19 protein-coding genes and 1 tRNA gene are annotated in these 19,071 nt (G+C 66.3%); 16 read left to right on the top strand and 4 right to left on the bottom strand.

What is annotated here, in order from left to right; translation table 11 throughout:
* Positions 1-12 precede the first annotated feature (12 nt).
* Genes deoC through ABD115_RS15125 form a run of 3 tightly spaced genes read left to right on the top strand, consistent with a single transcriptional unit; the run spans position 13 to position 2,122 of the window.
* The gene (deoC, locus tag ABD115_RS15135) at positions 13-705 is read left to right on the top strand and encodes a deoxyribose-phosphate aldolase (protein WP_343962385.1); all 693 of its coding nucleotides are present in this window, start codon (positions 13-15) and stop codon (positions 703-705) included.
* Between the two features lie 51 nt (positions 706-756).
* Positions 757-1,308, top strand: coding sequence for a GNAT family N-acetyltransferase (locus tag ABD115_RS15130; protein ID WP_343962383.1), 552 nt, complete (start codon positions 757-759; stop codon positions 1,306-1,308).
* Complete coding sequence (locus tag ABD115_RS15125) at positions 1,301-2,122, top strand: DNA alkylation repair protein (protein ID WP_343962381.1); 822 nt, start codon at positions 1,301-1,303, stop codon at positions 2,120-2,122. The genes ABD115_RS15130 and ABD115_RS15125 overlap by 8 nt, the downstream gene beginning before the upstream one ends.
* Before the next feature lie 52 nt (positions 2,123-2,174).
* Here ABD115_RS15125 and ABD115_RS15120 read toward each other — a convergent pair whose 3' ends face one another.
* The 4 genes from ABD115_RS15120 to ABD115_RS15105 all read right to left on the bottom strand — a co-directional run bounded on the left by ABD115_RS15120 (position 2,175) and on the right by ABD115_RS15105 (position 6,221).
* Positions 2,175-2,957, bottom strand: a complete 783-nt coding sequence (locus ABD115_RS15120; RefSeq protein WP_343962379.1) for an IclR family transcriptional regulator — start codon at positions 2,955-2,957, stop codon at positions 2,175-2,177.
* A gap of 117 nt (positions 2,958-3,074) precedes the next feature.
* A complete protein-coding gene (locus tag ABD115_RS15115) occupies positions 3,075-3,458 on the bottom strand; it encodes a GntR family transcriptional regulator (RefSeq protein WP_343962377.1) in 384 nt (127 codons plus the stop codon).
* 172 nt (positions 3,459-3,630) lie between these two features.
* Entirely contained in the window at positions 3,631-5,058 is a 1,428-nt protein-coding gene (locus tag ABD115_RS15110; protein WP_343962375.1) for an APC family permease, read from the bottom strand.
* A 50-nt stretch (positions 5,059-5,108) separates the two neighbouring features.
* Entirely contained in the window at positions 5,109-6,221 is a 1,113-nt protein-coding gene (locus tag ABD115_RS15105) for an alcohol dehydrogenase catalytic domain-containing protein (RefSeq protein ID WP_343962373.1), read from the bottom strand.
* Positions 6,222-6,360: 139 nt separating this feature from the next.
* On the opposite strand from ABD115_RS15105, the gene ABD115_RS15100 reads away from it, so the two are divergent.
* The 13 genes from ABD115_RS15100 to ABD115_RS15040 all read left to right on the top strand — a co-directional run bounded on the left by ABD115_RS15100 (position 6,361) and on the right by ABD115_RS15040 (position 18,924).
* Positions 6,361-7,803 (top strand): PucR family transcriptional regulator, encoded by a 1,443-nt coding sequence (locus tag ABD115_RS15100; RefSeq protein WP_343962371.1) that lies wholly within the window; start codon positions 6,361-6,363, stop codon positions 7,801-7,803.
* A gap of 19 nt (positions 7,804-7,822) precedes the next feature.
* On the top strand, positions 7,823-8,782 hold the full coding sequence (locus tag ABD115_RS15095; RefSeq protein ID WP_343962369.1) for a Ppx/GppA phosphatase family protein: 960 nt from the start codon (positions 7,823-7,825) through the stop codon (positions 8,780-8,782).
* 200 nt (positions 8,783-8,982) lie between these two features.
* Positions 8,983-9,222: an SAV_915 family protein gene (locus ABD115_RS15090; protein WP_343962366.1), complete on the top strand. Its 240-nt coding sequence runs from the start codon at positions 8,983-8,985 to the stop codon at positions 9,220-9,222.
* Positions 9,219-9,515 carry a hypothetical protein gene (locus tag ABD115_RS15085; RefSeq protein ID WP_343962364.1) on the top strand — a complete coding sequence of 99 codons (297 nt, stop codon included), beginning with the start codon at positions 9,219-9,221 and terminating at the stop codon, positions 9,513-9,515. Before ABD115_RS15090 ends, ABD115_RS15085 begins: the two co-directional genes overlap by 4 nt.
* The gene (locus ABD115_RS15080; RefSeq protein ID WP_343962362.1) at positions 9,512-10,642 is read left to right on the top strand and encodes a hypothetical protein; all 1,131 of its coding nucleotides are present in this window, start codon (positions 9,512-9,514) and stop codon (positions 10,640-10,642) included. The genes ABD115_RS15085 and ABD115_RS15080 overlap by 4 nt, the downstream gene beginning before the upstream one ends.
* 346 nt (positions 10,643-10,988) lie before the next feature.
* Positions 10,989-11,393: a hypothetical protein gene (locus tag ABD115_RS15075; protein WP_343962360.1), complete on the top strand. Its 405-nt coding sequence runs from the start codon at positions 10,989-10,991 to the stop codon at positions 11,391-11,393.
* A gap of 259 nt (positions 11,394-11,652) precedes the next feature.
* On the top strand, positions 11,653-12,756 hold the full coding sequence (locus tag ABD115_RS15070) for a BMP family lipoprotein (protein ID WP_343962358.1): 1,104 nt from the start codon (positions 11,653-11,655) through the stop codon (positions 12,754-12,756).
* A 120-nt stretch (positions 12,757-12,876) separates the two neighbouring features.
* The gene (locus tag ABD115_RS15065; protein ID WP_343962356.1) at positions 12,877-14,391 is read left to right on the top strand and encodes an ABC transporter ATP-binding protein; all 1,515 of its coding nucleotides are present in this window, start codon (positions 12,877-12,879) and stop codon (positions 14,389-14,391) included.
* Positions 14,388-15,644, top strand: a complete 1,257-nt coding sequence (locus ABD115_RS15060; RefSeq protein WP_343962354.1) for an ABC transporter permease — start codon at positions 14,388-14,390, stop codon at positions 15,642-15,644. Before ABD115_RS15065 ends, ABD115_RS15060 begins: the two co-directional genes overlap by 4 nt.
* Positions 15,641-16,930, top strand: coding sequence for an ABC transporter permease (locus ABD115_RS15055; protein WP_343962352.1), 1,290 nt, complete (start codon positions 15,641-15,643; stop codon positions 16,928-16,930). Before ABD115_RS15060 ends, ABD115_RS15055 begins: the two co-directional genes overlap by 4 nt.
* A 4-nt stretch (positions 16,931-16,934) precedes the next feature.
* The gene (locus ABD115_RS15050; protein ID WP_343962350.1) at positions 16,935-17,360 is read left to right on the top strand and encodes a cytidine deaminase; all 426 of its coding nucleotides are present in this window, start codon (positions 16,935-16,937) and stop codon (positions 17,358-17,360) included.
* A 56-nt stretch (positions 17,361-17,416) separates the two neighbouring features.
* Positions 17,417-18,721 carry a thymidine phosphorylase gene (locus ABD115_RS15045; RefSeq protein ID WP_343962347.1) on the top strand — a complete coding sequence of 435 codons (1,305 nt, stop codon included), beginning with the start codon at positions 17,417-17,419 and terminating at the stop codon, positions 18,719-18,721.
* Between the two features lie 131 nt (positions 18,722-18,852).
* A tRNA-Gln gene (locus tag ABD115_RS15040) sits at positions 18,853-18,924 on the top strand.
* Positions 18,925-19,071: the final 147 nt, after the last annotated feature.

The raw sequence follows: 19,071 nt of genomic DNA, 5'->3' as shown, positions 1-19,071 counted from the left end.
TAGACTCAGACTATGACTTCCCAGGCACTCACCCCTGAACACTTCCTCGCGATCGCCGACCACACGCTGCTCGCGCCGCCGACGACCGCCGCAGAGCTCGACACCTTTCTCGACGGCGCTGCCGCGCTCGGAGTGAAGCGCGTCTGCGTGAGCCCGTCGCTCTTGCCCGTCGACAAGCGCGGTCTCGAGATCGTCACCGTCGTCGGGTTCCCATCTGGTGTGCACCACGCCGAGGTGAAGGCGTTTGAAGCGGCCCGCGCCGTCGCCGATGGCGCTGACGAGGTCGACATGGTCGTGAACCCCGGCCTCGTGCACGCGGGCGACTGGGCGGGCGTCGAGGCCGAGATTCGTGCCGTGCGCGATGCGTGCCCGGGCAGCGTGCTGAAAGTCATCATCGAGAGCGCGTCGCTCAGCGACGAGCAGATCGTCGGCTGCTGCAAGGCATCCGAGGCAGCTGGCGCAGACTTCGTGAAGACCTCGACCGGCTTCAACGTAGCTGGGGGCGCGAGCGCCCACGCAGTGAAGATCATGGCCAACACGGTCGGCGGTCGGCTCGGCGTGAAGGCGTCGGGAGGCATTCGCGACGCTGCGACCGCGCGCGAGCTCTGGGCAGCTGGGGCGACACGGTTCGGGGTCTCTGCGACGGGGGCAATCGTCGGCGCCTGGGATGCTGCCGCTGCGCCCTCCGAGGGCGCGAGCTACTGAGCTACTACGGCACCGTTCGGAGCTGTGGGCCGCAGCCCAGGGAGGAACACGATGAGTGAGCATCAGCAAGCACCTAGCGTGCTCATAGCCGAGGCCGAACGCTACCTCCCAGACGTGCACGGACTGATCGAGGCGGCCGCCGATGAGCTGTTTCGCGAACACTTCGGCGCGTTCCCCTGGAATGAAGCTGCGCCACCGCCACCACCACACGGAAAACCCGAGCGCCTGCTCGAGGCGACGCAGGGCGGTGCGGTCGTGGGGTTCGCGACGCTCATCGAGAGCGGAGAGTACCTTCACCTTGAACAGCTGTCGGTGAGCCCCGACGCTGCGCGTCGGGGTATCGGGCGCGCGCTCGTTGACGCAGCAATCGACACCGCGTGGCAGCACGGCTTCGCTGCGGTGACCCTCCGTACCTTCGCAGATGTGCCCTGGAACGCGCCGTTCTATGCCCGCCTCGGCTTCGCTGTGGTCGATGCTGCTCCGAGCGCCTTCCACGAGCGGCTTGTCGCTACCGAGGCCGCGCTCGGGTTGCTCGAGCACGGGCCGCGCGTGCACATGGTGCTCCGGCCGCCCATGGGCGTTCAGGCAGGTTCACATGAGTGAACGCTTCAGCGCCGACTACAGCGATGCCAATACCAGTGCGGCCGGCCGTAGGGGTGGCGACCAGCGAGATGTCGCTGCCCTCGTTGCCGCCATCGATGCCGGCCTGCGAGAACGCGCTACCGCCGACCGAGCCGAACGGGAGCGCGCGTACCTGAAGAGTGAGATTGAGCACTACGGGGTCACCGTGCCGCAGACGCGCGCCGCAGTGAAGGCTGCGCTCAAGGGGGTCGAACTCGGCCACGACGAGCTCATCGACTCGGCGACCCGGTTGTGGGAGAAGCCGGTGCACGAGCGGAGAGCCGCCGCCGCAGCACTGATCGAAGCGCGCAGCGCGTTGCTCGTGCCCGAAGATATCGTGCTGCTCGAACGGTTCTTGCGCGAATCTCGCACCTGGGCGCTCGTTGACGATATCTCGGCGTCAATCGTTGGGCCACTCGTGGAACGCACGGAGCATGGCGACAACGGTGGCGACGGCGCTCGCCTTGCAGCTGTGCTCGATCGCTGGGCCGACGACGGCGATTTCTGGATTCGTCGCTCCGCCCTGCTTGCCCACCTGATCCCACTTCGCGAGGGGCGGGGTGACTTTGAACGTTTCGGCAGGTACGCCGACGGCATGCTCGACGAGCGGGAGTTCTTCATCCGCAAGGCAATCGGGTGGGTCTTGCGCGATATGTCTCGCAAGCGCCCAGAAATGGTCTACAAGTGGATCGAGCAGCGCGCCGCCCGAGCTTCGGGGCTCACTGTGCGCGAGGCGATCCGCCGGCTCCCCGAGGCGCAGCAAGCCGCTGTGATCGCTGCCCGCGAATCGCGCTGACCCGCCGCGTCCGCAGGCCAGCCCTCGCAGCACCCAAACAGATCAGCGAGACCTAGCGCATGGCTCCGAGCAGCTCAGAGATTTCAGCTGCCGCCGCGACCGTGCGCGGGGCGAACTTCTCGATCGTGTCGTCGGGGTGCGCGACCACCAGCGACGAGATCGACAGGCTATAAGCTGGCTCGCCACGGTGGTTGAAGATTGCCGCCGACACGCACACCGTGCCAACCTCGTGCTCCTCGAGGTCGAGTGCGTAGCCGCGCTCGGCGATGTGCTCGAGCTCGGCGATAAGCTCCTCGATCGCGGTGAGGGTTGCGTCGGTGCGCGCCGGCAACCCGGTGCGCTCGGCGTAGTTCTGCACCTCGTCGATGGTTCGATGCGCGAGCACGGCCTTGCCGAGGCCCGTAGTGTGAAGCCACGCCGACCCGCCTGCGCGGGAGCGCACCCGGTACGGCCTCTGCGACTCGGCGCCGAAGAGATAGGCGACCTCTTCGTCGCCGGGCTCGCCGAGGTGCACGGTGCACTGAGTGGAGGCAGCGAGATCGGCAATAATCGGCTCAGCGAGGGCGACGACATCGAGTTCGGTGAGTGTGCGCCCAGCCAGGCGCGTGAACCGCGGCCCGGCACGAAAGCCGCGCTCTGCGTCGCCAGTGATGAAGCCAGAGGTCTTCAGCATCGCGAGAATGCGATGCACGGTCGACTTCGGAAGCTGAGCTGCGACAACAATATCGCTAAACCTCGTGTTGAGCAGTGCCGCTTCGAGCACCGCGAGCGTTTTCTCGCTCGCGGTTTGGGGCCGTTGGTGAAACTCTTCGGTTGTTGGGCTGAAGCCGTCCATCAACTCCCTTTCGCTAATCTTTCCACCCTAGCCCGCCGCGCTGGGCAGATGGGAAGACTGGCGGAGAAACGACACTTTCGTGTCGGTATTTGCCGCGACGACCCGGCTCGCTCTGCCCTATGCCCCGCCCGGCTCGTCAGCCTCATAGGCTTCGCCCAGCAGGGTGAGGGCCGCCGCGCGTTCGACCCCAAGCGCGGAGAACTCGCCGACGGCCCGCTGCGCGATCTGGCGCGCGGCCGCCGCGACAGGGTCGTCGCCGAGCGCGACGAAGGTGCCGGCCCGGCCCCGCCCCTCGACGACACCGGCGTCTTCCAGGGCGCGATACGCAGACGCGACGGTGTTCGTCGCGAGCCCGAGCTCGGCGGCAAGCCCCCGCACCGTCGGGAGCCGCTGGCCAGGCAACAGCTCGCCCGCGCTCACGGCGGCAATAACCGCACTGTGGAGCTGCCGAAACGGAGGAACTGCAGAGGCCGGGTCGATTTCGGGGGCAAAGCTCGTCATGCTGCCAGCCTAGGCGCACCCGCGCCGGTCGCATATGGCGCTTGTTGTCGCCAAGCGGGGGCTGAGGCGACAACAAGCGCCATATGGAGGCCGGCGGGGCCGGCGGGCCGAGTGGGGCCGGCGGGCAGGGCGGCGGGCCGGGCGGGCCAGGCCGGCCAGGCGGCCCGGCGCCCTACCCGATACCCGCCATCTCCTCGACGTGGGTCTTGCCGACCCGCCCGAGAACTGCGGGGCGGTTCTTCTTCACCCACCAGTAGCGCGAGAACGCGGCGAGCATCGTGACGATGAAAATGTACGGAATGACGTTGAGCGGGAACACGGGAACCGGGTACACGTTTGCGACGAACACGTAGGCCATCGCGACGACTGCGACAGTCGCCGTCACCCAGATCATGCGGTTCTTGATGCCCTCGCGCGTGGTGTACACGACGCCGGCGATCGCGACGAGCGAGTACGCCACCATGTATCCGTACGTGCCGTAGGTGTCGACCCACACGGTGATGTCCATCGGGTGGGTGCCGAGGAGCAGCAGCACGATGTCGAGCACGATCGCGGCGGGGCCAGCGATGAGCAGCACGCGGTGCGGGGTGAGGTGGGTCTCGTGGGTGCGGCCGAAGCGCTCGGGCACCATACCCTCCTTGCCCATCACGTAGATGATGCGGCCGACGACGTTGAGCGGCGCGACGACAACGGCGAAGAACGACGCGGCGACACCGAATACGAGAATCGGGGTGAACCAGCCAGGCATGTTCACCTTCTCGGCGACGGCCTGGAGCGGGCTTGCGACCTCGCCAAGCTCGTCGCCGAGCACCGCGATCTGCGTGTAGGCCGAGAAGACGTAGAGCACGCCGACCGCGACGGCGCTCCACATGATCGCGCGGGGAATCGCTTTCTTCGGGTCTTTTGCCTCGCGCCCGAGGGCATCGGCAGACGAGAAGCCGACGAAACCGAGGATGCCGAGCACCATGCCGGCAGCAACGCCCTGGAACGGCACGCCCTCGAACGAGAACTGCGTCGGATCCCACGCCGCGTCGCCGAGCACGATGAGCGCGGTCACGAGCAGCACGAGGATAATCGCGACCGAGAGCAGCTCGAGCACGAGCGAGATGCGCGCAGAAACGCGGATGCCGCGGATCGTGAAGAACGTCGCGCCGCCGCCGATGATCACCGCGAGCGCGATCAGCCACGGGGTCGAGCCCGCGGAGTCGATGCCGAAGATGACGAGCAGGTCAGACATGTACGACACGGCACCACCGAGCGAGCCGGCGGCGATACCCCAGGAGCCGATGAGCAGCGCAACGCCAGCGGCGAACGCGCCGGCAGGGCCGAGGCCCTGCGCAACGTAGGTGTACAGCGAGCCCGCGGAGGCGTGACGCTTCGCGAACATGCTGATGATGTAGCCGACACACAGGATCACGATCGTGGCGAGCACGAACGCGAACATGGTGCCGCTGCCCGCACCGAGGAAGATCGAGGCGGCGGTGAACGCGATGACCGCGCTCGGCGCGATGCTCGCAATCGCCTGGGCCGCGAGCTCGGGGCCAGACATCACCCCTTCGCGCAGGCCGGCGTCGACCTTCTGGGTTGTGGACTGAGACATGCAACTCTCCTTTGAGAAGTTTGGTACTGGAAAGGCGGGAAAGACGGGAACTACGGGATCAGCAGCGTGCGCAGCACCCCGCCAGCGGCGAGGTCGTCGAGCGCGTCTGCGGCGTCGTCGAGCGACCGGCGGCCCGAGATGAGCGGATCGAGCTTCAGCTGCCCATCCATGTAGCGGTCGACGAGCGCTGGAATGTCGATCGAGGGGCGCACCGAGCCGTAGTTCGACCCGAGGATGCGCTGGTCTGCCTCGGCGAGCACGAGCGGCTCGAACGACGCCTTCGCGCCCGTTGGCGGGAGCCCGACGATGACGGCAGCGCCGCCGAGGCCGAGCATCTGGATCGCCTGCTCGGTCGTGACCGTGCGGCCGATCGCGTCGAAGGCGTAGTCGACCCCGTCGGGGATGAGCTCGAACAGCTGCTCAACAGCGTTTCCCTCAGACGCGTCGATGCGGTCGGTCGCGCCGAACTGCATCGCCATGTCGGTCTTCTCTGGCACGACGTCGATCGCGATGATGCGCTCGGCGCCCGCGAGCTTCGCGCCCTGCACGACGTTCAGGCCGACGCCGCCGCAGCCGATCACCGCGACGATCGAGCCGGGCTCGACGGCTGCGGTGTTCATCACGGCGCCGACGCCAGTGGCGACCGCGCAGCCGACGACGGCGATGACGTCGAGCGGGGCGTCGTCGCGCACCTTGATGGCGCCAGACGCCGGCACGACGACCTCTTCTGCGAACGACGAGACGCCGAGGTAGTGGTGCAGCGACTCCGCCTCACCCTCCTCGCCCTCGATGCTCAGGCGCGAGGTGCCGTCAAACAGCGAACCCTTCGCGTTGATGACCTGGGCGACCTTCTGGCAGCGAGCCTCGTGGCCCTGCAGGCAGTAGCGGCACTCACCGCACGGTGGTACCCAGCTGAGCACGACGTGGTCGCCAACGGCGAGCGAGGTGACGCCCTCGCCGAGTTCGGTGACGACACCAGAGCCCTCGTGGCCCATGACCATCGGCGCGGGAGCCTCCCACTCGCCGCGCTTGACGTGCAGGTCGGAGTGGCAAACGCCGGCGGCGGCGATCTTCACCCGAACCTCGCCCGCTTTCGGCGGCGCGAGGGTCACATCGGCGACGGCGACGCGGGTGCCCGGCTCACGGAACACGACTGCTTTCATGTCTTCTCTCCTCCATTGGGGCGCGCACACACCGGCGCACTTGTTCGACTCAAGGAGTGTAAGGAGGTTCGCCGCGCAATGTCACTGCGCCAAATGTCGAAGCCGAGAGCCCGGGTTCGACATTTGGTACGATTCAGGCATGAGTTTTGACCTGCGAATGGTCGCGCGAGTCGTCGGCGGTAGCTACGTCGACCACGGCATCGCCGACCACACCGCGTGCGAGGGCCTCGCCCGGGTCGGCGACTACGTTGTCGTCGCGAGCGCGGAGTTCGCGACGCTCGTCACCGGGTCGGTCGCAGACCTCGACGAGCGGTTTGCGCAGGGGAGCGAGGCCGCCGCGGTCACAGCCCGCGCCGTGTTTGTCACTGACGAAGACACCCCGCGGCTGCGCAAAACGCTCGCCGCGCACGGCATGAGCGCGGTGCTCGGCGCGACGCTCGCGGGGGAGGCGCTGCACTGGCGGCTCGCCGCGATGCTCGCCGACGACCGCGCTGCGTCAGACAGGCTCGTCGCGGCGGGCACGCGCGTGCTCACGCAGGTGGCCAGGCGCGGGGGAGCAACCGCCGCGATGGCGGAGCTCGCCCACCGCATCGATGGTTGGGCCGTGTTGCTCGACGCGCACGGTCAGCTCATCGCGAGCGCGGGTGCCGGCCGGCTGCACCTCGATGATGCGAAGGCCGTCGCGCTTGGCACCCCGGTGCGGGTGCGCCACCCCGGGCTGCAAACCCACCAGGTCGGCTCAGACCTTGACTTCACGGGCTACCTCGTCGTGGCCTCCCGCTCGAGTGCGACGGGGCGGATCCGCGACCTCGCATCGCAGGCTGCGGCCCTGTTCGATCTCGTGCTCCGCACCCGCAACCCGTCGCTCACCGAGCACCTCGGGCGCGAGGCGCTCGTCGACATTCTTGAGGCGGGTGGGCAGGCCGCCGCGGCGCTCGTCGGGCGGTGGGGCGTGCGCGAGCGAGCGCTCACCGGGTTCGTGCTCGGCGCGCGCACCCGCACTGTCGATCTCGAGCGGCTGGTTGAGCGCTGGCTTGATGAGCTCGGCGCCGAGTATCTTTTCGTGGCGGATCCCGGCCGCGTGCGCGGCTTCCTGCCCGAACAGCTCGTGGGCGATCTCGTGGCCCGGGTCGCGGGCTTCGCGCAGCCCGGCGCGAACACGCTGCACTTGGGGGTCGGCGCCCCGGCGCCGGTCGACGCGCTCGGGCGGAGCGCCGTGCAGGCCAGGCAGGCATTTGATGCGGCGCTCGACGCGGGCCAGGCGGTGCAGCGCTACGCCGAGCTGCCGACCGTCGACTTCGTGCTCGACGCGATCTCGGGCGAGCAGCGCACCCAGCTCGGCGGCATTCTCGATGAGCTGCGCGACGAGCGCGGCGCGCACGGCGAGCTGTTGCAGGCGCTCCACGTGTTTCTCGCCGAGCACGGCGCGCACCGGGCGAGCGCGGCCCGCCTCGGCGTTCACCGGCAAACGCTCGTGAGCAGAATTCACCGCGTCGAGGAGCTCACGGGCCTGTCCATGAGTCGCCCCGACGATCGCGCCGCTGCCTGGCTCGCGCTGCGTGCGCTCGGTGAAGAGCTGTAGACGCAATAGAATCAGACGCATGCGACTCGGAGTCATCGACGTAGGTTCGAATACCGTTCATCTCCTCGTGGTTGACGCGCACCCCGGGGCAAGCCCCAACCCGTACCACTCGCAGCGCTCCACGCTGCGCCTGATGCGCTACCTCGACGACGATGGCGCGATCACCGAAGAGGGCGTCACCCGCATCATCGCGGCGATCGCCGAGGCCGTCGCAACCGTGCAAGAGATCGGTGTCGATGACCTGCTCGCGACCGCGACGTCTGCGATTCGCGAGGCCGCGAACGGCGAGGAGGTGCTCGCGCGCATCGAGCGCGAAACCGGGCTGAAGCTCGACGTGCTCTCCGGCGAAGACGAGGCGCGCATCACGATGCTCGCGGTGCGGCGCTGGCTTGGCTGGTCGGCCGGCGAGATTCTGCTGTTCGACATCGGTGGCGGCTCGTTCGAGATCGCGCAGGGGGCCGACGAATACCCCGACGTGCAGGTGTCGCTGCCGCTGGGTGCTGGGCGCTCGACGATCATGTATTTGCCCGAGGATCCGCCGACCGCCGAGGGCATTTCGCGGCTGCGCGCGCACGCCCGCGCCGAGTTTACCCAGGCGCGCAACGAGTTTTTCAAGGGCCGGCCGAAGCCGAAGCGTGTGGTTGGAACGTCGAAGACGATCCGCTCGCTCGCCAGGCTCATCGGCGGGCCACCTGACCCGGCGACCGGCGATCTCGCGGAGCTGCACTACGCGGGCCTGCGCGAGTGGGAGCCGACGCTGCGCGACATGCCTGGCTCGGTGCGCGAGTACCTGCCCGGCATCACTCCGGAGCGCGGCTACCAGATCATGGCGGGAGCCGTCGTACTGCGCACCGCGATGAAGGTGTTTGACGTGTCGACGCTCACGATCTCGCCGTGGGCGCTGCGCGAGGGCATCGTGCTGCGCTACATCGACGCGCTCGACGGGCGCGGCACCGACCCCGTTTCCGAGGACGGTTAGGGGAGCTGCGCCGTCAGTTTGTGCCGGGATGCGGGCGTTCCAGGTGTGATGTGTGTTTTGAACCTACCGGGTGTTAACGTGGCGATATGAGTTCACAAGCACCAGCAATGTTTGGAAAGGTGCAGGCGAATACCTCCAAGTTTCGCGCAGCCGATGCGACGGGTGACGCCAGAATCATTCCCCCCGTTCTGTAGCTGCCGATGCGTGGCGAAACCTCGGAGGGGCCGATTGCTGATGTGCGGGAGCTTCCGGATGGTCGGCCTGCGCTGGTCGCCTACACAGCACTTGACCGGCTCGCTGAGCAATGCGGTGAAAATCAGCCGTGGATGCTCGTTGCTATTGAATCGCTTGCAGAGATCAAAGAGCAGAACAAGTTCGACACTGTTGCGTTTGATCCGAAATTTGAGGCGCATCTTCGGGAGAATGGGCGGTTGCTGTGAGCGAGATTGCAGTTGACGGGGAGATGATTGCTGAACTCATCAAGAAGAACAGTGAGATCGCAAGGGAATCTGCCGATGCCCTTGGCGGGTTCTCGTCAAGCTTTGATGGTGGTTTGGCGAGCGGGGAGATTTCATTCATTACTCGACTGGCCGTTGAAGCCGCGCAGTTGGCCGTCGACGCGTCCCAGGCCCTCGGTGCTGTGGCTGGCGCCGCACTAGACGGACAACTAGTCGATGAATCGGCTGTCTCAGATGCTCTCGATAGCTTTTCGAAATCGGAGTTTGGCGAATGAGCATCGATGTGACGATTGAGGGCGACCCGAGTGGTGTATTCGAGCTTGCGACCTGGTTGGATAACAAGGTCTCAGTGCCGAGCAATGACTTGCAGCAGCGGTTAAAGAAGACTTCAGCTGAGTCAATTGAGTTTTGGAAAGGTCGGAGTGGGGAGGGCTTTCGCGACAGCACTGACGCGATCGCCGCAGCTGCAGATCCTGTGGATGTATATGCCGCCGACGCTGCAACAGTGTTTCGTGCCTACGCGCGCCGTATCGAGCGTGGGCGCCTTACATTCGCCGATTATCTGGACGAAGCAGCAACTGCGCGTTTGTTGGTGAATGGCAACCTCATCGACATGCCCGAGGCGCCGAAAACCTACATCTCCGCGCCAGGTGCACCGAACCCCTACGCGGTTGGCCCGAACGGGGAATGCGTAGACGTCATGACCGGTGAGGAATATGCAGAAGCGGGTCGAGTGTTTCAGCGGATCGGCGAGAAGGTGGAAGCCTGGTGGATCGATCTTGAGGACTGGATCATTGACCACATGGTTCCCCTCATTGCGCGCGCGACAGATTTTGATGCGCTTTCCGCGGCGTTCGAAACGCTCAAGAAGGGAAATGAAGCAATTAGAGGCTTCCCTGTCGCTCTTTCAGGGGCAGTATGGGCAGAGAACTTGACTGTCTTCGAACAACGCTTGAAGGAAGCGCAGGTGGCCCGGGATTCGCTGGCGGAGCGGCGGCGCTCCGGCAACAGGGCTGTGCGCATTCCGGCCCAGGGGACTGATGCCGCAAGGCTACGGGCTGAGGCCGATGCTCTTGCTAAGCAGGTCCGCTTCATGAAGACTGGGAAGCTTTTCCTCGGCGCCGGTGGAGGAGCGATCGAGGTAGTTGCGGCAAGCATCGAGATTGCGAACGGCGGGTCGTGGACGTCCGCGTCGATTGGCGCCGTTGGCTCGATTGGAGGCGGTGCGCTCGTTGGAGTTTTTTTCGCGTCTGTCGGCTTAGGTCCGGGCGTCGTGTTATCAGCGATCGTTCTTGGTGGGTGGGGCATCGGCGAGGGCTTGAAAGCGGGATGGGCCGCTTTGGTTCCGTTGGATGTTCGCGAGGCGATCGACGCAGGGGACTTTGACTATGTTTTCGGGTAAGTACGCCAGGCTGCGCTGCCAAGCGTACGGTTCAAGCCTAGAACTGCCAGAACGGTACAGGCCTATGTCAATCCGCAGACCAGGGATTTGGGTTGGGCTGTGTTTGCTCTTCGGCCTGTCCTTCGTTTTGGGGTTCATTCTCGATCCACCAATCAACGGTGCGAGAATCGCTTTGGCTGCTCTCTCGGCCTTTACTGTATGGGCGTTTCAAGGAGTTTTCGCAATGTCCCCCGGGCGGGTGCGCGTCGCTATCCAGGGAACGCTCCGGTTCATGTCTGGCTAGCTTCTGAGCCTTTGGTCATTGCTGTTTGCTGGAATCGTAGCCATTGCGGCTGGCGCGCTAGTCGTGACAGCATCCGCGCGAGTTCAAGGGCTTTCGTTCCGCGAGACGATCGTTCTTATCGCGATGCTCGTCTTAGTCGTGTACCCCTTCCACCGCGGGGTGCCTCCTGTTGGTATCGAGCTGCATACCGACGGAGTGCACACTGGAAAGGGGTTGTCGCGTCTCTTTCTGCCTTGGGACGAGCTGCTGCCCCCCGAGATTCATATGTTGAGCAAGAACCCGGTGCTGGGGCTCGCAGATACCTCCGGCGGTGCGTACATTGTGTACCCGATCTATTTCGGGTCTGACCCGGTGATCGTGGCCGAGGTGATCGAGTACTATCGCACGCACCCGGAAGATCGTCACCTGCTCGCGGATCCGCTCGCCGCCCTTGAGCGTGTTGTTGAGCTGGACGCGCCGCCGGCGTGAGTGCCCGGGGGAGCTGCCCCCTTGCGCCGCGGCGCCGATCGACTCGCTGAGGAGCGCACAGCACTTACCCGCGTTGCGGTTTCGCGCGACATTTGGGGGATGTGCGTAGCATTTGAGCGCAGTCGATGCGTTTTCATATCGGAATCGCAACCATTTATGGGAACGCGGTGCGTCTGGGGTCGGTGTGCTGTAGGAATACACTATTGAGTTAATAATCGCTCGCGGCTGGCGCGGGCGCTCATCCACGGGGGTTTATACATTGACCATCTCAACTACGAAGAAGATGCTCGGCGTCACCGCCGCAGCAGGCCTCGTGTTCGGCCTGGCTGCGTGTGGGCAGGCACCTGAAGCTGGCGGCGAAGGCGGCGGCGCAGAGGCAGTCGCGGGCTTCAAGCCCTGCATGGTCTCTGACGAGGGCGGCTTCGACGACAAGTCGTTCAACCAGCTCGGCTTCGAGGGCCTGACCAAGGCCGCAGATGAGCTCGAAGTAGAGCTCGGCAAGACCGAGTCGAAGAGCGCGAGCGACTACGCTGCGAACCTCAGCGGTCTCGTCGACTCGGGTTGCACCTTCATTGTCTCGGTGGGCTTCATGCTCTCGGAGCCGACGGTCAACGCCGCGAAGGCGAACCCCGACGTGCAGTTCGCAATCATTGATGACTGGGCTGACAACGACTTCGACGGCGAGACCGACGCACCGAACATCAAGCCCCTCGTGTTCGACACGGCTCAGGCCGCGTTCCTCGGCGGCTACGCCGCTGCAGCGAACTCCGAGACCGGCACCGTCGGCACCTTCGGCGGCGCGAAGATTCCGCCCGTCACGATCTTCATGGACGGCTTCCAGAAGGGCGTCGAGCACTTCAACTCCGAGAACGGCAAGGACGTCAAGGTTCTCGGCTGGGACTTCGATAAGCAAGACGGCCAGTTCACCGGCGAGTTCGCCGCGAACGACACCGCGAAGCAGATGGCGCAGGGCCTGCTCGATCAGGGCGCTGACGTGCTGCTGCCCGTCGGCGGCCCGATCTACCAGTCGGCTGGCGAGGCTATCCGCGACTCGGGTGGAACCGCGAAGCTCATGGGCGTCGACGCAAACGTCTACGACACCGACCCGAAGGTCCAGGACATCCTCCTCACCTCGATCATGAAGAGCATGGACGTTGCCGTGTACGACGCGGCGATGGAAGCAGCTCAGGGCAAGTTCAGCACCGATCCCTTCGTCGGCGTGCTCGAGAACGGCGGCGTCAGCCTCTCCTCGTTCAACGACTTCGAAGACAAGGTTCCCGCTGACCTCCAGGCCAAGCTCGACGAGATCAAGGCCGGCATCATCGACGGCTCGATCGACGCCGAGTCGCCCTCCTCGCCGTAAGGCAGTGTTATGGCGGGCCGGTGGGTGATCTTCGATCGCTCACCGGCCCGCCATCTTGGATTCACCCGGGGAAATGCCTATGCACTACCCCAGAGAAACGAACTTGGATAGATTGACGGCATGACCCTCGAACTGCGCGGGATCACGAAGCGATTCGGATCATTTACCGCGAACGACCGCATCTCGATCGAGGTGCGACCCGGAGAAATTCACGCCCTACTGGGCGAGAACGGCGCCGGCAAGTCCACTCTCATGAACGTGCTCTACGGGCTCTACCAGCCCGACGAGGGCGAGATCGTCGTCGACGGGGCGCCGCAGCACTTCCGCGGCCCCGGCGATGCGATGGCCGCGGGCATCGGCATGGTGCACCAGCACTTCATGCTCGTTCCGGTGTTCACCGTCGCGGAGAACGTGATGCTCGGCCACGAAGACACGAAATTCGCGGGCGCGCTCGATCTCGCGAGCGCGCGCGATCACGTGCGCGCGGTCGCGGAGCGCTTCGGGTTCGAGGTCGACCCCGACGCAGTGGTCGAAGACCTACCCGTTGGGGTACAGCAGCGCGTCGAGATCATCAAGGCGCTCTCGCGCGACGCGAAGGTGCTCGTATTCGACGAGCCGACCGCGGTGCTCACGCCGCAGGAGACCGATGAGCTCATGGAGATCATGCGGCAGCTGCGCAGCGACGGCACGGCCATCGTGTTCATCACGCACAAGCTGCGCGAGGTGCGCGAGGTCGCCGACCGCATCACCGTGATTCGCCACGGCAAGGTCGTCGCTGAGGCCTCTCCCGAGTCGTCGACGAACGAGCTGGCCTCGCTCATGGTCGGCCGCGCGGTCGAGCTCACCGTGCACAAAGACGCTCCGAAGCTCGGCGAGGGCGGCTTGAAGCTCACCGACGTCACCATCGCAGACAGCACGGGCCACATTGTCGTGGACCGCGTGAGCCTCGAGGTGCGGCCGGGCGAGATCCTCGCGATCGCGGGCGTGCAGGGCAACGGCCAGACCGAGCTCACCGAGTCGCTCGTAGGGCTGCAACAGCTCACCTCTGGCGACATTACGCTCAACGGGAAGTCGATCGCCGGCAAACCCGTGAAGCAGATTATTGATGACGGCGTTGGTTTTGTGCCGGAGGATCGCATCGAGGACGGCCTCGTCGGGGCCTTCTCGGTGGCTGAGAACCTCATGCTCAACCGCTCGAGCGACCCAGAATTCGTGCGGGCGGGCACGGTGCGCCGCGGCGTGCTGCACGATTTCGCTGTGTCGAAGATCTCGGAGTACGACATTCGCACCCAGGGCCCCGATGCTCCTGCCGGCAGCCTGTCTGGCGGCAACCAGCAGAAAGTCGTCATCGCCCGCGAGCTGAGCCGGCCCCTGAACCTGCTTGTCGCCTCGCAGCCGACGCGCGGCGTCGACGTCGGCTCGATCGAATTCATTCACACCCGCATTGTCGAGGCGCGTGACGCCGGCGTTCCGGTCGTACTCGTTTCGACCGAGCTCGACGAGGTCTCGGCCCTCGCCGACCGCATCGCCGTGATGTACAAGGGCACGATCATCGGCATCGTTCCCGGCAACGCCTCGCGCGAAACCCTCGGCCTGATGATGGCCGGCGAAACCCCCGAAGGAGTCGCGGCGTGAGCGCATCGACAATAGAGACGAACGGGCAGCCCGCCGGGTCGAAGCCCGAGGTCGCCGAGCGGCCGCCCCAGAACAAGCTCATCTCCGACCTGCTCTCGAGCTCCGTCACAACGACGGTGCTCGCGATCGTGCTGTCGATGCTCATCGGGGGCCTGCTCATCGCCTTCACCGACCCCAAGGTCATCGAGGCCTCCGGGTACTTCTTCCAGCGCCCCTCTGACACGTTCGTGGCGCTGTGGGACGCGATCGCCGGCGGCTATGCCGCGCTCTTTCGCGGCTCGATCTTCAACTACGACGCGCCGAGCTTCCTGCGGGCGATCAAGCCGCTGTCTGACACGCTGAACTTCGCGACCCCGCTCATCATGGCGGGCCTCGGCGTCGGCCTCGCGTTCCGCGTCGGCCTCTTCAACATCGGCGGCCGCGGCCAGATGCTCATGGGCTCCGCCGCGGCCGGCTTCGTGATGTTCGGGGTGGATCTCCCGCTCTTCGTGCACCTTCCGCTCGTTGTTATTGCGGGTATCGCGGGCGGCGTCATCTGGGGCGGCCTCGTCGGCTTTCTCAAGGCCCGCACCGGCGCGCACGAGGTGATCTTGACGATCATGCTGAACTTCGTCGCCTTCTACTTCATCGCCTGGCTACTGTCGACGCCCGGTTTGCTCATGCGCCCGGGCGGCAACCAGCCGATCTCGCCGGTGACGCCAGAGAGCGCGACGTTCCCGCTGCTCTTCGGCGCACCGCTGACGACCCACTGGGGCTTCATCGTCGCGCTGCTCGCTGCCGGCTTCGTCTGGTGGCTCATGGAGCGCTCGTCGCTCGGCTTTCGCATGCGCGCCGTTGGTGAGAACCCGCACGCGGCCCGCGCCTCGGGCATCAAGGTCGAGCGCATCATTTTCTACGCGATGGCGATCGCCGGCGGTCTCGCGGGTCTCGCGGGCGCGAACCAGATCGCCGGCACCATCACCACCGGCTTCGGCAGCCACATCGACGCAGGCATCGGCTTCGACGCGATCACCGTCGCGCTGCTCGGGCGCTCGCGGGCGTGGGGCGTCGTCGCCGCGGGCATCTTGTTCGGCGCACTGAAGGCGGGTAGCTTCACGATGCAGATCACCGAGAACATTCCCGTCGACATCGTGCTTGTCGTGCAGGCGCTCATCGTGCTGTTTATTGCGGCGCCGCCGCTCGTGCGCACAGTCTTTGGCATGAAGCGGTTCGACCGAGTGCGCGCACTCCAGCAGAAGGGGGCGTCGGCATGAGCGCGGTCCACGAACTCACGGGCACCCAGGTCGTCGTCGACAGCGCGGGGCTCGTGCGCAAGCGCAGCCTGAAGGCGCCGATCGCGTTCGCGGTCGTCGCGGTTATCGGCTTGATCCTCGCCTTCGTTGCTGGCCGCTCGGGTGAAAGCACGTACCGGCTGGGTGACCGCACCCAGTCGCTGCAGCTGCCCGATGTCGCGCTGCCAACCGCCGGCACCGTCATCGCGTGCGCGATGATCCTCGCCGCGATGGCCGCGCTGACCTTCGTCTTTGCCATGCAGTACAAGAAGATTCCGCTGTGGTTCACGGTGATCTTCGCGGTCGTCGGCATTTTCCTGTTCCTCACCTGGTCGGCAGCGGGCGGCATCGTCCCCGTGACGGGTCTGCTGTTCGGTGCGCTGTCGCTGTCGGTGCCGCTCATCTTCGGCGCCCTCGGCGGCGTCATCGGTGAGCGCGCGGGCGTCGTGAACGTCGCGATCGAGGCCCAGTTTCTGTTCGCCGCGTTCACGAGCGCGCTCGTCGCATCGATCACCGGCTCCTACGTCGCCGGCCTCCTTGGTGCCCTCGTCGCCGGTGCGCTCGTCGCCGCGATCCTCGCGGTGTTCTCGATCACCTACGTCGTCACCCAGGTGATCGTCGGCGTCGTGCTCAACGTGCTCATCACTGGCCTCACCAGCTTCCTGCACGGCGCGCTCATGCAGCCGAACGCGGCGACGCTGAACTCGCCGCCGCGCTTCCCGCGCTGGGCGATTCCGGGGCTCAGCGAGATCCCCGTACTCGGCCCGGTCTTCTTCAACCAGACCCTCATCGTGTACCTCGCGTACATCATCGTGCCGCTCGTCACGTGGGCGCTCTACCGGAGCCGTTGGGGCCTGCGCCTGCGCGCCGTCGGCGAGCACCCGCAGGCGGCAGACACCGTCGGCATCAAGGTGAACCCGACGAGGTTCTGGAACCTGCTGCTCGCGGGCGCGATCGCCGGCATCGGCGGCGCGTACTTCACGCTCGGCTCGGTCGGCGCGTTCGACAAGGAGATGGCCGGCGGCCTCGGCTTCATCGCCCTCGCCGCGGTCATCTTCGGCGGCTGGGATCCGTGGCGGGCGACGCTCGCGGCCCTGCTCTTCGGCTTCACGAAGAACCTCGAGACGCTGCTGAACAACCTCGGCTCGCCGATTCCCTCGGAGTTCATGTCGATGCTGCCGTACGTCGTGACGATCCTCGCGGTCGTCGGGTTCTCCGGGAAGTCGCGCGCGCCAGCCGCGAGCGGCAAGCCCTACGTGAAGGGATAGCGCCGTGACAGATTCGCGACCGGGCGAGGCGAACGCCATCGACTGGGGCTCGCTTCGCGCGGCCGCGGTCGCGGCGCTCGACCACGCCTACGTGCCGTACTCGAAGTACCCGGTGGGTGCGGCCGCGCTCACCGACGCGGGGCGAATCGTGTCGGGCTGTAACGTCGAGAACGCCTCATACGGGCTCACCCTCTGCGCCGAGTGCGCGCTCGTTGGCGACCTGCACATGGGCGGCGGCGGCAAGCTCGTCGCGTTCGTGTGCGTGAACGGCGCGGAAGAGACGATCATGCCGTGCGGGCGCTGCCGGCAGCTGCTCTACGAACACTCCGCCGAGGGCATGCTGCTCGAGACCGTCTCGGGTGTTCGCACGATCGACGAGGTGCTGCCCGACGCGTTCGGGCCGCGCGACCTCGAGCGAGTCGCCGAGTAACGCACCACCGGCGGGCGCGATCCGCCCCGCTTCGACCACCCACCGAGAGGACAATCATGAGTGTTGAGCCATTTGACGCCGTCGATGTGATTCGCGCAAAGCGTGACGGGGGACAGGTCCCCGAGCCTGCGCTGCGCTGGATGGTTGACGCCTACACCCGCGGCTACGTCTCCGACGCGCAGATGGCCTCGTTTGCGATGGCGATCTATCAGCGCGGCATGGTGCGCGACGAGATTCGGGTGCTCACCGACGCGATGATCAACTCGGGGGAGCGCATGAGCTTCGCCGGCCTCTCCAAACAGACCGTCGACAAGCACTCGACCGGCGGAGTCGGCGACAAGATCACGCTGCCGCTCGCGCCGCTCGTCGCGTCGTTCGGCGTTGCCGTGCCGCAGCTGTCGGGCCGCGGCCTCGGCCACACGGGCGGCACACTCGACAAGCTCGAGGCGATCCCTGGCTGGCGGGCGGCTCTCTCGAACGAAGAGATGTTCGCGCAGCTCGACGGTGACGTTGGCGCGGTAATCTGCGCCGCCGGGTCGGGCCTCGCCCCGGCAGACAAGAAGCTCTACGCCCTGCGCGACGTGACCGGCACGGTCGATTCGATCCCGCTCATCGCGTCGAGCATCATGTCGAAGAAGATCGCCGAGGGCACGGGCGCGCTCGTGCTCGACGTGAAGTTTGGCTCGGGCGCGTTCATGCAGGACTACGCGATGGCGCGCGAGCTCGCCGAGACGATGGTTGCGCTCGGCACCGATTCCGGCGTGAAGACGTCGGCGCTGCTCACCGACATGAACGTGCCGCTCGGCCTCACAATCGGCAACGCGAACGAGGTTCGCGAGTCTATCGAGGTGCTCGCCGGTGGTGGCCCGGCCGACGTGCGCGAGCTCACTATCGCGCTCGCGCAGGAGATGCTTGCGCTCGCGGGTCTGCCTGACGCCGACGTCGCGGGCGCGCTCGACCGCGGCCGGGCGATGGACTCCTGGCGGGCGATGATCGCGGCGCAGGGCGGCGACCCTGACGCGCCGCTGCCGGTCGCGCGCGAGGCCCACGTCGTCACGGCCCCCGTTTCTGGGGTGATGTCGAAGCTTGAGGGGCTTCCGTTCGGTATCGCGGCTTGGCGGCTCGGGGCGGGCCGTGCGCGCGCTGAGGATCCCGTCATCCACTCGGCAGGCATCGACCTGCACGCGAAGCCAGGCGATCAGGTGGTTGCTGGCCAGCCGCTGTTCACGCTCTCCGCCGAAGACGTTTCCCGGTTCCCGCGGGCGCTTGAGGCCCTCGACGGGGCCTGGGCCGTTGACGCCGAGGCCGCGCCAGGGGCTCACGCGCCCGGGCCGCTCGTACGCGAGCGCATCACGGGGTAGTGCGCGGTAGCGCGCGTCGGGGCGCGGCGCGCCCGGCGGCCGCGCGCCGCCGGGCCGGTTTTGAGTTCCGCGGGGAAACCCGCTAAAGTTAACTCTTGGTGCGGCGCTCGAAAGAGAGGCCAAAGCCACATTGGGATATGGTGTAATTGGCAACACTACGGTTTCTGGTACCGTCATTCTAGGTTCGAGTCCTGGTATCCCAGCGAAATAAAAGCCCCGGTCTTCCGGGGCTTTTTGCGTTGCGCCAAACGTTTCGGCGATGCTCGGCTTCGGCTTCGGCTGGGGCTATCGGCCAAAACGTGTGGATGGCGTTGGGCGTGTCTCACCCTCTCCCTGCCCAACCGCTGCGG

It is taken from the genome of Leucobacter albus (genome assembly GCF_039528015.1).
In the GTDB taxonomy this organism is placed as follows: Bacteria; Actinomycetota; Actinomycetes; order Actinomycetales; family Microbacteriaceae; genus Leucobacter; species Leucobacter albus.
Note: the sequence above shows the minus strand (reverse complement) of the source record. Positions and strands in the feature narration are given on the sequence as shown.

What these genes read in the sequence shown, in the direction of transcription:
- deoC (WP_343962385.1), top strand. Translation starts at nt 13, where the DNA reads ATGACTTCCCAGGCACTCACCCCTGAACACTTCCTCGCGATCGCCGAC.
- ABD115_RS15110 (WP_343962375.1), bottom strand. Translation starts at nt 5,058, where the DNA reads ATGTCTCAGTCCACAACCCAGAAGGTCGACGCCGGCCTGCGCGAAGGG.
- ABD115_RS15095 (WP_343962369.1), top strand. Translation starts at nt 7,823, where the DNA reads ATGCGACTCGGAGTCATCGACGTAGGTTCGAATACCGTTCATCTCCTC.
- ABD115_RS15100 (WP_343962371.1), top strand. Translation starts at nt 6,361, where the DNA reads ATGAGTTTTGACCTGCGAATGGTCGCGCGAGTCGTCGGCGGTAGCTAC.
- ABD115_RS15080 (WP_343962362.1), top strand. Translation starts at nt 9,512, where the DNA reads ATGAGCATCGATGTGACGATTGAGGGCGACCCGAGTGGTGTATTCGAG.
- ABD115_RS15125 (WP_343962381.1), top strand. Translation starts at nt 1,301, where the DNA reads ATGAGTGAACGCTTCAGCGCCGACTACAGCGATGCCAATACCAGTGCG.
- ABD115_RS15055 (WP_343962352.1), top strand. Translation starts at nt 15,641, where the DNA reads ATGAGCGCGGTCCACGAACTCACGGGCACCCAGGTCGTCGTCGACAGC.
- ABD115_RS15065 (WP_343962356.1), top strand. Translation starts at nt 12,877, where the DNA reads ATGACCCTCGAACTGCGCGGGATCACGAAGCGATTCGGATCATTTACC.
- ABD115_RS15045 (WP_343962347.1), top strand. Translation starts at nt 17,417, where the DNA reads ATGAGTGTTGAGCCATTTGACGCCGTCGATGTGATTCGCGCAAAGCGT.
- ABD115_RS15115 (WP_343962377.1), bottom strand. Translation starts at nt 3,458, where the DNA reads ATGACGAGCTTTGCCCCCGAAATCGACCCGGCCTCTGCAGTTCCTCCG.
- ABD115_RS15130 (WP_343962383.1), top strand. Translation starts at nt 757, where the DNA reads ATGAGTGAGCATCAGCAAGCACCTAGCGTGCTCATAGCCGAGGCCGAA.
- ABD115_RS15120 (WP_343962379.1), bottom strand. Translation starts at nt 2,957, where the DNA reads ATGGACGGCTTCAGCCCAACAACCGAAGAGTTTCACCAACGGCCCCAA.
- ABD115_RS15105 (WP_343962373.1), bottom strand. Translation starts at nt 6,221, where the DNA reads ATGAAAGCAGTCGTGTTCCGTGAGCCGGGCACCCGCGTCGCCGTCGCC.
- ABD115_RS15090 (WP_343962366.1), top strand. Translation starts at nt 8,983, where the DNA reads ATGCGTGGCGAAACCTCGGAGGGGCCGATTGCTGATGTGCGGGAGCTT.